The following is a 15,561-nucleotide window of genomic DNA, read 5'->3' on the forward strand; positions in this document are numbered from 1 at the left end:
TTTTAAATAACCACTTTAAAAATTGACAAATATGAAAAAATTGATGATTCTACTAGTATTTGCTTTCTGTTCCTGCATTCCAAAAGCAGAGAAAAACGATCAGCTAAATGATCAAAATTTCGATTATTTAATAGGAAGCTGGATTCGTACAAATGAAAAACCCGATAGGAATACTTTCGAAAACTGGAAAAAACTAGGTCCAACGGAATATCAAGGAATTGGATTTACAATCAAAGATAAAGACACCATTTGGCAAGAAGATGTCATTCTTTCAAAAACCAATACTGATTGGAACTTTTCTGTCAATCAAAAAGGAGAAGCATCTCAGACAGTTTTTAAACTTTCCAAAATTTCAAAAGATGGATTTACCTGCGAAAATCAAGAAAATGATTTTCCGAAAATCATCTGCTACAAAATAGATGGCGAACTGCTGAAAGCAGAAATCGAAGGTGGCGATATGAAAATTCCTTTTGAATTTGAGAAACTTAAATAGGAGTAGTCCACAATAAGCATTATTTCACAAACAGCAAAAAGCCATTTCGAAAGAAATGGCTTTTTGGGCATTATTAATTTCTCAAAAGTATTGTTGACCGTAAGATTAATTTTAAAAGCTATTGGAAGACGCAACTTAAAAAAATTTATTTAATTTTTCTGGATTTTGTCGATGTGAGAAAAGTGATATAATTTAAATCGAATCTCCTTTAACTCTATAGTATAGAGTATTGTGTTTTGCTATTACTGCACGTCTCAGGTTTTGATTAGAAATAGCAATTTGAAAAATAGTTGGGTTGTCAGTTATTAATTTAATAACTTTTTCGAGCTCTTTAGAGAATTTAGATATTTCCTTTTAACTCCAATTTTCTTCGAGATAAAAAATTATCCTTTTTAACTCAGCTAAAGCAGAATGAGACCAAAGTATTTTATAACCACTTTTCATAAATCTTTTTTACTTCTGAATGCGCTGTAAGTTTTCCATTATTAGCATCCTCAATACCTAAATCTATAGAGTTTTGTTCATTCCTTGAAATTAAAAAGTTATCTGAGTCGATTTCTTTTTCCTTTAATTCTATTAATTTGTCGATAACTGCAAAATCGTTAATTCTAGAAATCCACTCGATTAATACTAGTTTTTTACTATCTATACTCATAACATTTTTCATAGTAATTAATTTATTTTTCTAATTAAAACTTTCCAATTACCATTTCTCTTAAAGGTATTTAATTATTTTAGTTCCACAAAGAACAAAAAGCCATTTCGAGAGAAATGGCTTTTAATATTTATATAAGTAAGAGACTTTAACGCGACTCTATTTATTTCGATTATTTAGCTTTTTTCAATTTTTTCGCTTGCTTCAGCTTCTTCAATTTCTTCCTCAAAATTGAAGAAGCTGAAGATTGATCCTCCATAACTTTTCATAAACGAGAAGTGAGGCAAATGATCAAGCTTGGTAAATTTTGAATGTTCGATAACCAACATTCCTTCCTCCGAAAGGCTATTCTTTTCGAAAACTAAATTGACAATTGCTTCAAATGTTTTTTGTTCAAATCCATAAGGTGGATCAGCAAATATCAGGGAATATGAATTTGTATTGCGCTCTAAATATTTAATCACATCGCTTTTTACTGCGGCAATTGGGAAATCATATAGTTTGGCAGTTTCTTTTATAAACTTCACGCAACCCATATCTCCATCGACACAAGTAATATTTTTCACTCCACGAGATGCAAATTCATAACTGATATTTCCTGTGCCCGCAAAAAGGTCTAGAACTTTTAGATCTTCAAATTCGTAATGATTGTTCAACACATTAAAAAGTGCTTCCTTACTCATATCGGTTGTTGGACGGACAGGTAGGTTTTTGGGAGCAGTAATTCGTCTCCCTTTATATTTTCCAGAAATAATTCTCACGAGTTAAATAGAATAAAATGTTTCAAATTCTCTGCGGTAGAGTATTGTTGTTTGGTCATTCGCGCAGGCAAATCAAGTAAGCCAACATTGCGAACATAAGTGTAGGCGATTTTAAAAATTGGATCTTCTTCGTCAATCGAACCGAGGAAGTGTAAATTCACTACTTCTGGATTTAGCGAAAGCTGCTCTAAACAAAATAATAAATAGTAGCAGAAATCCTCTTTGGTTTTATAATCATAAGAATTGGCAAGCAATAACTTCTGATCTCTGCAAATTACCAGCTCAAAACTTTCAGAACCAATATGCGCAAAAACTTCGGTTTGACCCGCTGTATCTGATAATTTCAATAAATTTTCGACAAGAACGGTATTGCTGTTTTTATAAAAAAAACTTTCAAAATGATCCAATAGGAAATTATTGATATTTACATAAGGAATATAAACATTGCTAAGTTCAGCTTTCTCAATCGAATCAAAATCAATCAAATCACTCGAAAAAACTTTGGTATTATATTGCAGGTAAGATCCAGCAATTTCGGGATCAAATAGGGCAGTAGGCACAAAAGTGTTCAGATTATTATCGTGAATAACCAATACATCTTCGTAAGCCTTGCTCAGCTGAATATCTTCGACAAAAGCCTTCCAATAAAAATCTTCTGTACGAAAAGTTCTAGAAGCCGCTTCAAACGAAACTTCTTTAAGAAATAGGACTTCACCTGTCAATTTGTCAAAGCAACAGTATGAGAATCCCTTTAAGGAAACCTGCAAAACCAGCCTTTTCGAATTTTTAGATAAAGTATTTATAGTCTCAGACATTGATAAAAATTGATGTGAGCAAACTTACAATAATTTTTGCTTATTGCTAAGGCGCTTTTCAATCAAAATACCAGTAATTAGAATTTTAAAACCATAATTACAAATAGAATTTCTGCCATTTCCACGCTATCTTTACAGTTGATTTTAGAATTTATAATGATGAACTCCGCCGCTTTTTACGCCCAACTATCTAGAAATTTCCCATTTGCTCCAACCGAAAAACAAGACCTTTTTTTTAAGATGGCTGCCGTTTTCCTGACTGACAAATCAGACGACAGCATTTTTGTATTAAAAGGATACGCAGGAACCGGAAAAACTTCGGTCATTGCAACTATCGTAAATAGCTTATTAGAAATAAATAAAAAATATATTTTGCTAGCACCAACCGGACGTGCGGCGAAAGTAATCGCAAATTATTCAGAAAAGCCAGCTTCTACAATTCACAAGAAAATCTATTTCCCAAAAAAAGGGCAGGGTGGAGGCGTGAATTTTACCAATCAAATAAATAAGCATACCAATACCGTTTTTATCGTCGACGAGGCTTCGATGATTTCGGATATGTCCACAGATGGAAAAATGGACAGTTCTTCACTATTGGATGATTTGATCAGTTATATTTATAATGGAAAAAATTGCAGCCTACTATTATTAGGAGATACCGCACAGCTTCCGCCAATAAATATGGATATCAGTCCGGCGCTAAATACCGATACTCTTGGAATGCATTACAATAAGGAGGTTTTTACGATAGAACTTGACGAGGTAATGCGACAAGAAGAAGATTCGGGAATTTTATTTAATGCAACCGAGCTTCGAGAATTATTAAAATCCGATTTTATTCCAGATTTTCAGTTCTATGTAAAGAAGTTCAAAGACATCATCAGACTTCAGGATGGTTATGATATCGAAGATGCAATCAATTCGGCTTACAGTAATTATAGTATTGAAGACACCGCCTTTATCGTTCGTTCTAATAAGCGAGCAAATCAATACAACGAGCAAATCCGTACTAGAATTCTTGGTAAAGAAAGCGAACTTTCTACTGGAGATTTTTTGATGGTGGTCAAAAATAATTATTTCTGGCTTAAAGAAACTGACGAAGCTGGATTTGTAGCAAATGGTGATATTATCGAAATTCTTGAATTATTTTCGATTCAGGAACTTTACGGTTTCAAATTCGCAAAAGTCAAAATCCGAATGGTTGATTATCCAAATCAGATTCCGCTAGAAACAATTTTACTGCTCGATACTTTGACCAGCGAATCGCCATCGTTAACCTACGAACAATCGAATAAACTTTATCAAGAAGTAATGTTGGACTATGAACACGAACCTAGCAAATATAAGAAATTTCAAAAAGTAAAAGAAAATCCTTTCTTTAATGCGCTTCAAGTGAAGTTTTCTTATGCGATAACCTGTCATAAATCTCAGGGTGGACAATGGAATACGGTCTTTATCGAACAGCCTTATTTACCTGACGGAATTACAAGAGACTATATCCGATGGCTTTATACCGCGGTCACGAGAGCAAAAGATAAACTATATTTGATAGGATTTAAAGATGAAAGTTTCGCCGGTTAATTTCCCGAAAAAAATTTAAAAACCAATTATATTAGCCAATTCAAACCAAAAACATTCTAATGAAAATTATAGCAATAATCCCCGCACGATACGCATCTACAAGATTTCCCGCCAAACTAATGCACGATCTTGAAGGAAAATCAGTAATTCTTCGGACTTACGAAGCTGCGAAAAACACCAATCTTTTTGACGAAGTTTTTGTAGCAACAGATTCAGCGGAAATCTTTGACGAAATCGTGAATAATGGTGGAAAAGCGGTTATGAGTCAACTAAAGCACGAATCGGGAAGCGATCGAATTGCCGAAGCAGTTGCTGGAATCGAAGCAGACATCGTAGTAAATGTGCAAGGAGACGAGCCATTTATCGATAAAGAATCTCTTGAAAGACTTTTAGAGGTTTTTAAAAATGACGAAAAACATCATATCGATTTAGCATCATTAATGCTAGAAATAAAGGACGAAGAAAAAATCGCAAATCCTAATCACGTAAAAGTCGTGGTAGACCAAAGTGGATTTGCATTGTATTTTTCTAGATCGGTAATTCCGTACGCTAGAGAGAAAAATGTTGGTGTTAGATATTGGCAACATATTGGAGTCTATGCCTTTAGAAAAGCTGCTTTATTAGATTTCTGCAACCTTCCACAAATGTCTCTTGAAGCTTCAGAAAAGTTAGAGCAATTGCGCTATTTAGAATTTGGAAAAAGAATTAAAATGGTAGAAACTGACAAATTAAGTATCGGAATTGACACTGAGGAAGATCTTATAAATGCTAGACTTCTTTGGAAGAAACTACATTCTTAACTTTCAATTTAAAGCAAAAAAAAACCGATTTCAATTGAGATCGGTTTTTTTATAATTCTATTTTTATCGCTGAATTGCGCCTAATTCCGTCTCGAGATTTGTCATAATCTTCGACATCACTTTGTCAATTTGAACGTCAGTTAACGTTTTCGAATTGTCTTGCATTACAAAACTAACTGCGTATGATTTCTTACCTTCTGGTAACTTGTCTCCTTCATAAACATCAAAAAGATTAATGTTTTTCAGCAATGACTTCTCTGTAAGTTTCGCTACTCTGTAAACATTTTCAAAAGTTTGATCTTTGTCCAATAGAAGCGCAAGGTCTCGTCTCATTTCAGGATATTTTGCAATTTCTGCGAACTTCACTTTGTTTGAAACTAATTTATGAACCGCTTGCCAATTGAAATCTGCAAAAAGAACTTCTTGTTTTATGTCGAAATGTTTCAAGATGCTTTTCTTAACCGTTCCAAATTCAACTAAACATTCGCTTCCTATATAAAGAGCAATTCCTTCGCCAAAAATATCCGCTTTTACGGGTTGTGTTTTATGCTTTTCGATTCCTAATCTAGAAAGAACACTCTCTACATATCCTTTAAATAAGAAAAAATCAGATTTCGCAGAAGGCACCGTCCAAGATTCATCAAAGCGATTACCTGTTTCGATAAGAGTGAAATGTTTGATTTCGTCGTGTCCGCCTTCAACTTTGTGATAGGTTTTTCCGAATTCAAATAATCTTAAATCTAAGTTTCTTCGGTTGATATTAAACGACACTGCTTCAAGACTAGAAAACAAAAGTGATTGTCTCATAACCGCAAGATCTGCGCTTAAAGGATTAAGCATTTTTACAGTATTCTCTTCATTAACAGTTTCAGATAAACCTACGTAATCAGCTGTAGTTAAAGAGTTTGCCATAATCTCATTAAAACCTAATGAAACTAGTTGGTTGCTAATTATATTTTGAACTTTATAATCTTCTGTTCGAGCCGAATAACTTACAGTCGCATTAAATTTCTTTGAAAATCCAATATTGTTATATCCGTAAACTCTCAAAATTTCTTCGATTACATCAATTTCACGAGTTACATCAACGCGATATGCCGGAACAACAAGTCCTAAACCAGCATCAGACATTGTGTTTACTTTGATATCTAATGATACCAAAATTTTCTTGATAGTTTCTTTTGAAATTTCCTGCCCAATAATTTTTGCCGCTTTCGCGAAATGAAGAAAGACTGGAGAATCTTCGATCTTTCTTGGGAAGAAATCAACAATATCAGATGTGATTTCGCCACCCGCAACTTCTTGAATTAATAAAGCCGCACGTTTAAGAGCATAAGCTGTAATATTTGAATCGATACCACGCTCAAATCTAAAAGAAGCATCCGTAGATATTGAATGTCTTTTTGCACTCTTACGAATAGAAATAGGATTAAAATAAGCACTTTCTAAGAAAATAGCATTAGTAGTTTCTGAAACTCCTGAATGCTTTCCGCCTAATATTCCAGCTAAAGCAATTGGACCTTTTTCATCACAGATCATCAAATCTTCGGCATGCAAGGTGCGTTCAACATCATCAAGAGTGGTAAATTTTGTACCAGCTTCAACATTTTTTACTTTGATTTTGCCCGTAATACGGTTTGCATCAAAAGCATGTAAAGGTTGACCTAAATCGTGTAGTACATAATTTGTAGCGTCGACAATATTATTTTTTGGTGTAATTCCAATTGATTTTAATCTGTTCTGCAACCATTCTGGAGAAGGACCAACAGTAATTCCCGAAATTGTAACGCCACAATATCTTGGAGCAAGTTTCGCATCCTGAACATCCACATCAATTTTAAGTGTACGTTTGTCAACTTTAAATTTACTTACCGAAGGAGTGATAAGTTCAACCGAAATATTACGTTGTAAAAGTCCCGCTTTAAGATCCCTGGCAACACCCATATGACTCATTGCATCGGCTCTATTTGGCGTTAAGCCAATTTCAAATACCTCATCATTTTCTATATGGAAAATTTGCGCTGCTGGAGTTCCTGGTACAATACTTTCGTCAAGTACCATAATTCCGTCGTGACCTGTACCAAGACCTAATTCGTCTTCGGCGCAAATCATTCCGTGGCTTTCTTGATCACGAATTTTTCCTTTTTTAATTTGGAAACCAACACCATCTTTATCGTACAAAGTTGTCCCGATGGTTGCAACAGGAACAATTTGGCCTTGAGCCACATTATTTGCACCACAAACAATCTGAACTGGTATTCCGTTACCTAAATCAACCGTAGTTACTTTTAGTCTATCGGCATTTGGATGTTGCTCACAGGTAAGAACACGTCCGGCAACAACGCCTTCAAGACCACCTTTTACAGTTTGAAATTTTTCGACAACTTCTACTTCGAGACCTAAATCTGTCAGTAATGCAGATGTTTCAGCCGAATTTTCTTCTATTTTGATAAACTGTTTTAGCCAGTTGTAAGATATTTTCATTGTGCTAGTAAATTTTTGCAGTCGCAAAGATAAGTATTGTTAACCAAAAGCCATAAAGAATAGGTCGGTTAATCTTGACTTTTAATTAGTAACTTTTAAACTAAAGGCTAAGATTTCCAGCCAAAGCTTTAAGATCTATTTCCGACATTTTAGCTTGGTATTGCGCCTCGGCAAGACGCAATTGTGCGTTGGTATAATTGAGTTGTGCTGTCCTTAATTCCAAAGTATTGATGGTTCCGATTTTATATTTAACTAAAGTAATATCCAAATTTTCCTTCGCAATAGCTTCATTTTTTGTTTCTAATTCAATCAATCGTAGGTTGGTTAAATAAGTTTCGTACGCAGTAGTCAGAGAAGTTTCAAGATTTTTCTGTTGCTTTTTAATATTGATTTCAGCGTTGTCTATTTGCAATTCGGCAACGTGACGTTTTCGCCTTTGGTTAAAGCCATCAAATAAATTTATCGAAGCACTAAAACCGTAATTTAGTCCATCGGTTGATGATTGGGAAGTAAATCCAAGACTTGACTCTGATTCTCCAAAATTATAACCAGTGTTTACAGCAATAGTAGGGTAGTAGTTGCTCTTTACTTTACGCAATTCAAGTTCGGCAATCTGCTTGACAAGTCTTTGTGAAATAATTTCTGGATTTTCTTTTGAAGCCAAATCTAAAAGTGGCAATAATTGAAGATCTTCATCTACTTGGACCACGTCGGTTACAATAAATTCAGCTGAAACTTCTCGAGCCAGTAATTCATTAAGTCTATATCGGGTATTTTTGTAATATTCTACTTGTCGAAGTTGAGCCGAAATATCCGAATTTAAATCTACTTCGGCATTAAGCACTTCCAATTTTGCAGCTTTCCCGATAGTGAACCGATTTTTGGCAGTCGCTAGCCGCTGCTGCGAAATAACAATACTGCTATCCAAAGCTTTTACTTGCTGCTGCTGCTGTACCATTTCCATATAAAGCGTCATAACATCTGTAACCCGATTTAAAATAGTAAGTTTCAGCTGGGCTTGACCCAAATTTTCTACCGCTTTCAATTGATCGTACTGTGCAAACATATTAAATCCATCAAAAATGGTCCAACCCAAATTTACTCCATAGGTCAGATTACTACTATGAGCATTTTTCTCTCGCAAAACTGCACCTTCGCTCCGCGTTTGTTCAATATTTTGAATATTATAATTATTGGTAATTGACGCATCAACTTTTGGTAAAAAACCAGAATTTCCCCAAGTAGCATTCTCTTGATCTATTTTGAGTTCGTTGGCAGCAATTGCGATATCGTAATTATTTTTAAGGGCAATTTCCACTGCTTCTTCAATTGTCAAAATCGTTTGAGCGTAGGTGGAAATAGAGATAGAAAAAAGAATCCCTATTGTATAAATGCAATTTCTAATTTTCATAAAATTATTTTTCATATTCTTCAATATTGTCAAATTCTGGTCTGTGCTTCCTCTCTCTTGACCACATCAGGTAAATTGAAGGAATAATAAATAGGGTTAGAATTAATGAGAATATCGTTCCTCCAACAATTACAACTCCCATTCCGACACGGCTATTGGAAGCAGCGCCAAACGATAAAGCAATTGGTAGAGCTCCTAGCGCAATGGTTAAACTTGTCATCAATATTGGTCTCAAACGAGCTTCTGAAGCTTGTAAAATTGCTTCCAACTTCGGTTTTCCTTCTTCGCGAAGCTGATTGGCAAATTCGACAATTAAAATTCCATTCTTCGTCACAAGTCCTATCAACATAATAGTTCCAATTTGGCTAAAAATATTCCAACTTTGATCGAATAACCAAAGTGAAAACAGCGCTCCTGCAACGGCCATCGGCACAGTTAAAATGATAAGAAGTGGGTCTATAAAACTTTCGAATTGAGCCGAAAGCAACAAAAATATTAAAACTAAGGCCAAACCAAATGCGAATAAAGTATTGGAACTACTTTCTACAAAATCTCGAGATTCTCCACTTAAATCGGTTGTAAATGTTTCGTCCAAAACCTTCTCCTTAATTTGTTCCATTGCGTCAATACCGTCGCTAATACTACGTCCAGGTGCAAGTCCAGCAGAAACCGTTGCCGACATATATCTGTTGTTATGATAAAGCTGCGGTGGACTACTTTGTTCAGTAACTTTCACCACATTATCAAGTTGAATCAGGGCTCCTTTGTCATTCTTTACAAACATTGATTTTAGATCCATCGGTTCGCTTCGGTCTTTCTGATCAAATTGACCCATTACTTGATACTGCTTTCCATTCATCATAAAGTAACCAAAACGCTGACCACTCAACGAAAGTTGTAAAGTTTGAGCTATATCAATTACCGAAATACCTAAGCTTTCTGCTTTCTCTCTATCAATTGTAACATATAGTTCAGGCTTGTTGAATTTTAAATTCACATCAACATTGGAGAAAGTTGCATTGTTTTCGGCTTCAGCCATAAACAAAGGAATTTTCTCTTCTAATTTTTCAAAATTTTGAGCTTGAATAATATATTGAATTGGCATTCCGCCCCGTCTTCCCACCGAAATGGTTGGTGACTGAGACACAAAAGTTCGCGCGCCAGTAAAATTTCTAGTTAATCCGGTTAAGCTATTAGCAATTTCGTCTTGAGATCGCTCCCTTTCTGATGCATCTACCAAGGCGATTCGAGCACGACCACTATTTACAGAAGAAGATCCCCATCCTGGCGAGGTGATTATTAAACTTACTTTTTTCTCCGGCACCGAATCGTTAATTAACTCTGTAAGTTCAGTCATAAAACGGTCCATATAATCATATGTAGCACCTTCGGGCGCGGTAACGTTTAGACCTATAAAACTTCGGTCATCATAAGGAGCAGTTTCTTTTTTTAGCAAACTAAAAAACAAAGCAATCATCCCAAAACACACAATTAGAATTGGAAAGCTGATCCATTTTCTACGTGTAAAAGACTCTAAAGCACTAGCATATCCTTTATTTAATCTCTGGAAATAAGGTTCAGTCGCTATATAAAATTTAGATTGTTTCTGTACGCCGCCTTTCATCAAATATGCATTTAGCATTGGAGTTAAAGTCAATGATACAAAAGCCGAAATTAGTACTGCGGCTCCGATGACGACTCCAAACTCTCTAAACAATCGACCCACAAAACCTTCTAAAAAGATTACTGGTAAAAACACCGCAGCCAAGGTTACAGAAATAGAAATTACCGCAAAGAAAATTTCGTTGGATCCTTTGATGGCGGCTTCGATGGGCGTCATTCCTTCTTCAATCTTTTTATAAATATTCTCGGTGACCACAATTCCGTCATCGACCACAAGTCCTGTAGCCAATACAATTGCTAATAATGTCAATACATTAATAGAAAATCCGAAGAGATACATGATAAAGAATGTAGCAATCAGCGACACTGGAATGTCAATTAAAGGTCGGAATGCTATGGACCAATTCCTAAAAAACATAAAAATCACCAAGACCACAAGTGTAATCGAAATGAGTAATGTTTCAGCCACTTCGGTAACGGCTCGCTTTACAAATAAGGTATTGTCAATAGCGATATTTAATTTAAAATCTTTAGGTAAATCCTTTTGAAGTTGATCATACCTTTCATAAAAGGCATCAGCAATTTCCAAATAATTAGTTCCAGGTTGCGGAATAATTGCCATACCAATCATTGGCTGTCCCGAATCACTAAGTTTTGTTTCTAAATTTTCAGCTTCCAAAACAGCACGTCCAACATCGCCGAGTTTTACAACTTTTCCATTTTCAGAAAGAATAATTATATCGTTAAATTCTTCTTCGGTAGAAAGATTTCCGATTGTTTTGACAGTCAGTTCGGTATTGGCGCCGGTTAATTTGCCAGAAGGCAGTTCCACATTTTGTTTATTTAAGGCAGCGCGGACTTCGCCTACTGTAACTCCATAGGAATTTAGCTTTTGCGGATCAAGCCATAAACGCATAGCATATTTTCGCATTCCCCAAATTTGCACACTACTTACTCCAGGTATTGTTTGCAAACGCTGTGCAATCACATTATCAGCATAATCTGAAAGTTCTAAAGTATTTTTGGTATCACTCTGAACAGTCATCGTGATAATCGCATCACCATCTGCATCAGCTTTTGAAACAACGGGCGGTGCATCAATATCCTGCGGTAAACTTCTAATTGCTTGGGACACCTTGTCTCGCACGTCATTAGCCGCAGCTTCTAGATCTTTTCCTAAATTAAATTCGATCTGAATACTGCTCGAACCTTGATTACTAGACGAACTGATATTTCGAATTCCATCAATTGAGTTAATAGCTTTCTCGAGAGGTTCGGTAATTTGCGATTCGATAATATCGGCATTAGCGCCAGTGTAATTAGTACGGACCGAAATCATCGCCGGATCAATAGAGGGGAATTCTCGCACACCAAGATAGGTGTAGCCAATAATACCAAATAAAACCAAAGTTAAATTCATAACAATAGTTAATACTGGTCTTTTTATACTTAAAGTGGATAAACTCATTATATTGGGAAGTACTTAATTTTTAAATGTAAAACTGAAATTCTTAGAGTTTAACTCTCACTGGCATTCCATCCTGCAAAGTCATCACGCCACTGGTCAAAATAGTATCGCCTGCGGTCAAACCATCGGTAATAAGAATTTCCTTGGCGGTTCTAGAACCGGTTTGCACAATTACTTCTTTTGCTTTTCCGTCTTTTACAACAAACATTTTCTTACCGTTTTGAATAGGAATCAAAACTTCAGTTGGAACTAATAAAGCATCACTTACAATTTGCAGCGGCAAAGTAATACTGGCAAAACTTCCCGTTAGCAACTTACCATCTTTGTTTTCTGAAAGACCTCGAATTTTAAGCGTTCTGGTAGCAACATCAATTTCTGGCTCTTTTGCGTAAATTTTGGCGCTATACTTTCCGTCATTATTAGAAGTGGTAAAAGAAAATGTATCTCCGATTATAATTTGAGAAGCATATTTTTCTGGCACCGAAAAAGTAATTTTCACTTGACTATCATTTACCAAAGTTGCAATTGGAGTTGCAGGAGTTACATAAGTTCCTTTTGAAATATATCTTAAACCGATTTTTCCGTCAAACGGTGCTCTTACGGTTGCTTTTGCCAACTGCGCTTGTATAAGTTGGGTTCGTGACTGAGCTGATCTAAAATCGGCACTTGCAATATCATACTCTTCTTGGCTAATTGCTTCTTTTTCTAGTAGAAGTTTTGCGCGACGCTCATTTTCTGACGAAAGCCCTTGCGCAGTTTTAATTTGTGCCAACTGTGCTCTTAATTCGAGATCATTAACTCTAAATAATATTTGACCTTTTTTGACACTTTTGCCTTCTTCAAAGTTGATTGCTTCTACAATTCCAGAAATCTCACTGCGAATATCAACTTGCTCATTGGCTTCGATTGAACCAGACAAAGTAAGACTTGTAGCAAAATCTGAACCTTGAACAACCTTCCCGGCAAATTCTGCAACTGATCTTTTAGCAGGACCTTTTTGAGATTTTTCTTTTTCTGAATTAGAACTTACTCTATAGACGATTAATCCTATTAGACTCACTGCTAATAGTGCGAAAATGATGTTTCTAAACTTCATATTTTTGGGTAATGAAAATGTTTTTTTTGAATATAATGTACGAATAGCAAAACTAACGGATATAAAGAGGAAGACATAAAGCCCTTAACAGTTTTTAACTATTTATGGTGTTAAAACTTAGCTATAGACTGTGAATTAAATTTTAATTATGTCATTATCCTAAAATAAAATGCATTTCGACTAAAATTAAACTTGAAAAACTTTAATTAACTAATATAATTCCAAATGTTTTTCCTCTTCGAATGCTCCGTAAAAACCCTCAAAATCATTTGATGTTCTGGTTTCTGCAATTTGGAATCAGCTTTTAACAATGCGGTGGCATATTCTCTCGCGGTCATCAAAATATCACGGTCTTTGACTAAATCGGCAATTTGAAGATTTAGAACACCACTTTGTTGGGTTCCCATCAAGTTTCCAGGTCCTCGAAGTTTGAGATCAACCTCGGCAATTTCGAAACCGTCATTACTATTGACCATTGTTTCCATTCGGATTTTACTGTCGTTGCTCAGTTTACTTCCTGTCATCAGAATACAATAACTCTGATCAGCGCCACGACCCACGCGTCCTCTAAGTTGGTGCAATTGTGACAGTCCAAAACGTTCGGCACTTTCTATAATCATTACACTCGCATTGGGAACATTTACTCCGACTTCAATTACAGTGGTCGCAACCATAATATCGGTTTTTCCATCTACAAAACGCTTCATCTCAAAAGCCTTTTCGTCAGGTTTCAATTTTCCGTGAACCACCGAAATGGCATACTGCGGAAGTGGAAAATCTCTAGAAATGTTTTCAAATCCATCCATCAAATCTTTGTAGTCCAGAGTTTCGCTTTCGTTTATTAGCGGATAGACTACATATATTTGTCGACCAAGGGCAATTTCGTCCCGTATAAATTTCCAAACTTTTAAGCGATTACTATCAAAACGATGAACCGTTTGAATGGGTTTTCGGCCGGGCGGTAGCTCGTCAATTACCGATACATCTAGGTCCCCGTAGAGACTCATTGCTAGAGTTCTTGGAATTGGGGTGGCAGTCATTACCAAAATATGCGGGGGAATCGTATTCTTTTTCCACAATCTGGAACGTTGCTCGACGCCAAAACGGTGCTGCTCATCAATAATGGCAAGTCCAAGGTTTTTGAACTTCACTTTATCTTCGAGTAATGCGTGTGTTCCAATGATGATTTGCAGACTTCCATCTTCCAATGCCGAATGTATAATCCTTCGTTCCTTAATTTTCTTGGAGCCGGTAAGCAGCATCACTTTTATTCCCATCGGCTCGGCCAAAGCTGAAATTCCTTCAAAATGCTGCTGCGCCAGAATTTCGGTTGGTGCCATCAAACAAGCTTGAAAACCATTATCCAATGCTAGAAGCATAGTCAGAAAAGCCACAATTGTTTTTCCTGAACCCACATCTCCCTGCAACAGACGATTCATTTGCGCAGGATTGGCCAAGTCAGAGCGTATTTCTTTCAACACCTTTTTCTGCGCATTTGTTAGGTCAAAAGGCAGATGATTGTGATAAAAGTCATTGAAGTATTCACCAACTTTTTCAAAAGCAAAACCCGCAATTTTTTCTTTTCGAACTAGATTATTGGTTATTAACTGTAGCTGAATATAAAAAAGCTCCTCAAATTTTAATCGGAATCTCGCTTTAGCTAATAAATTAGAATCCTTTGGAAAATGAATATTAATCAGCGCATCCTTTTTGGAAATTAGCTTCAATTGTTCCATAATAGATGTAGGAAGAGTTTCTGAGAAATCTTGATGAACTTCAGAAAATAATTGCTGCATCAGTTTTCCCACAACTTTATTGGTAATGCCACGACCGCTCATTTTATCTGTTGATGGATAAATTGGCCTCATTGCAAAACGAACGTTTTGCTGGTGCTCTTCCAATAACTCGATTTCAGGATGTGGCATACTTACTTTTCCATTAAAGAAATTACATTTGCCAAAAATCACCATCGGCTCATTGACCTTGAGCGATTCTTTAATCCATTTATGGCCTTGAAACCAGACAAGATCCATTTGAGAAGTATCGTCGGCAAAAGTTGCAACGAGCATTTTTCGGCTCTTTTGCTCAACAGTTTTAATATGAACAATCTTGCCAACAATTTGCATTTCGGTATTACTATCAACAAGCTCATTAATTTTGTAATATCGAGAACGATCTAAATAACGAAGTGGATAAAGGTTGAGCAAATCTTGGTATTTGTGTATACCAAGCTCTTTACGAAAAATTTCGCCTTTATTAGGACCAACGCCTTTTAGATATTCGATGGGTGTTTGTAAAAGCTTGCTCATACTGCAATTATTGAAACTATAGAAGTGTTGCGAATATAGACAAATAATAAAAATCTAGAAAACGC

Annotated in this window: 11 protein-coding genes; 3 read left to right on the forward strand and 8 right to left on the reverse strand. The window is 35.8% G+C overall.

Annotated elements, in window-relative coordinates; translation table 11 throughout:
• The first annotated feature begins 31 nt into the window (after positions 1 to 31).
• Entirely contained in the window at positions 32 to 493 is a 462-nt protein-coding gene (locus tag SBO79_RS10775) for a DUF6265 family protein (RefSeq protein WP_318640405.1), read from the forward strand.
• A 427-nt stretch (positions 494 to 920) separates the two neighbouring features.
• Here the strand turns inward: SBO79_RS10775 and SBO79_RS10780 are convergent, their stop codons facing one another.
• The 3 genes from SBO79_RS10780 to SBO79_RS10790 form a co-directional block, all read right to left on the reverse strand.
• Positions 921 to 1,160, reverse strand: coding sequence for a hypothetical protein (locus tag SBO79_RS10780; RefSeq protein ID WP_318640406.1), 240 nt, complete (start codon positions 1,158 to 1,160; stop codon positions 921 to 923).
• Positions 1,161 to 1,324: 164 nt separating this feature from the next.
• Entirely contained in the window at positions 1,325 to 1,909 is a 585-nt protein-coding gene (locus tag SBO79_RS10785; protein ID WP_318640407.1) for an RsmD family RNA methyltransferase, read from the reverse strand.
• A complete protein-coding gene (locus SBO79_RS10790) occupies positions 1,906 to 2,724 on the reverse strand; it encodes a DUF3822 family protein (protein WP_318640408.1) in 819 nt (272 codons plus the stop codon). Before SBO79_RS10790 ends, SBO79_RS10785 begins: the two co-directional genes overlap by 4 nt.
• Before the next feature lie 159 nt (positions 2,725 to 2,883).
• Between SBO79_RS10790 and SBO79_RS10795 the strand changes: the two genes are divergently transcribed.
• Together SBO79_RS10795 and kdsB are read left to right on the forward strand one after the other, a co-directional pair.
• Positions 2,884 to 4,305, forward strand: a complete 1,422-nt coding sequence (locus SBO79_RS10795) for an ATP-dependent DNA helicase (RefSeq protein WP_318643503.1) — start codon at positions 2,884 to 2,886, stop codon at positions 4,303 to 4,305.
• 59 nt (positions 4,306 to 4,364) lie between these two features.
• Positions 4,365 to 5,105: a 3-deoxy-manno-octulosonate cytidylyltransferase gene (kdsB, locus tag SBO79_RS10800; RefSeq protein WP_318640409.1), complete on the forward strand. Its 741-nt coding sequence runs from the start codon at positions 4,365 to 4,367 to the stop codon at positions 5,103 to 5,105.
• A gap of 63 nt (positions 5,106 to 5,168) precedes the next feature.
• Here kdsB and pheT read toward each other — a convergent pair whose 3' ends face one another.
• From pheT to recG, 5 genes are all read right to left on the reverse strand, one after another.
• Positions 5,169 to 7,589 (reverse strand): phenylalanine--tRNA ligase subunit beta, encoded by a 2,421-nt coding sequence (gene pheT, locus SBO79_RS10805; protein WP_318640410.1) that lies wholly within the window; start codon positions 7,587 to 7,589, stop codon positions 5,169 to 5,171.
• A 100-nt stretch (positions 7,590 to 7,689) separates the two neighbouring features.
• On the reverse strand, positions 7,690 to 9,000 hold the full coding sequence (locus tag SBO79_RS10810; protein WP_318640411.1) for a TolC family protein: 1,311 nt from the start codon (positions 8,998 to 9,000) through the stop codon (positions 7,690 to 7,692).
• A gap of 4 nt (positions 9,001 to 9,004) precedes the next feature.
• Positions 9,005 to 12,091, reverse strand: coding sequence for an efflux RND transporter permease subunit (locus SBO79_RS10815; RefSeq protein WP_318640412.1), 3,087 nt, complete (start codon positions 12,089 to 12,091; stop codon positions 9,005 to 9,007).
• A gap of 43 nt (positions 12,092 to 12,134) precedes the next feature.
• Positions 12,135 to 13,187, reverse strand: coding sequence for an efflux RND transporter periplasmic adaptor subunit (locus tag SBO79_RS10820; protein ID WP_318640413.1), 1,053 nt, complete (start codon positions 13,185 to 13,187; stop codon positions 12,135 to 12,137).
• A 206-nt stretch (positions 13,188 to 13,393) separates the two neighbouring features.
• On the reverse strand, positions 13,394 to 15,496 hold the full coding sequence (gene recG, locus SBO79_RS10825) for an ATP-dependent DNA helicase RecG (RefSeq protein WP_318640414.1): 2,103 nt from the start codon (positions 15,494 to 15,496) through the stop codon (positions 13,394 to 13,396).
• Between the last annotated feature and the right edge of the window lie 65 nt (positions 15,497 to 15,561).

The organism is Flavobacterium ardleyense, from assembly GCF_033547075.1.
Lineage (GTDB): Bacteria > Bacteroidota > Bacteroidia > Flavobacteriales > Flavobacteriaceae > Flavobacterium > Flavobacterium ardleyense_A.

Coding starts and splice junctions, on each gene's coding strand:
- SBO79_RS10775 (WP_318640405.1), top strand. CDS start 32: ATGAAAAAATTGATGATTCTACTAGTATTTGCTTTCTGTTCCTGCATT.
- SBO79_RS10780 (WP_318640406.1), bottom strand. CDS start 1,160: ATGAAAAATGTTATGAGTATAGATAGTAAAAAACTAGTATTAATCGAG.
- SBO79_RS10790 (WP_318640408.1), bottom strand. CDS start 2,724: ATGTCTGAGACTATAAATACTTTATCTAAAAATTCGAAAAGGCTGGTT.
- SBO79_RS10795 (WP_318643503.1), top strand. CDS start 2,884: ATGAACTCCGCCGCTTTTTACGCCCAACTATCTAGAAATTTCCCATTT.
- kdsB (WP_318640409.1), top strand. CDS start 4,365: ATGAAAATTATAGCAATAATCCCCGCACGATACGCATCTACAAGATTT.
- pheT (WP_318640410.1), bottom strand. CDS start 7,589: ATGAAAATATCTTACAACTGGCTAAAACAGTTTATCAAAATAGAAGAA.
- SBO79_RS10810 (WP_318640411.1), bottom strand. CDS start 9,000: ATGAAAATTAGAAATTGCATTTATACAATAGGGATTCTTTTTTCTATC.
- SBO79_RS10815 (WP_318640412.1), bottom strand. CDS start 12,091: ATGAGTTTATCCACTTTAAGTATAAAAAGACCAGTATTAACTATTGTT.
- SBO79_RS10820 (WP_318640413.1), bottom strand. CDS start 13,187: ATGAAGTTTAGAAACATCATTTTCGCACTATTAGCAGTGAGTCTAATA.
- recG (WP_318640414.1), bottom strand. CDS start 15,496: ATGAGCAAGCTTTTACAAACACCCATCGAATATCTAAAAGGCGTTGGT.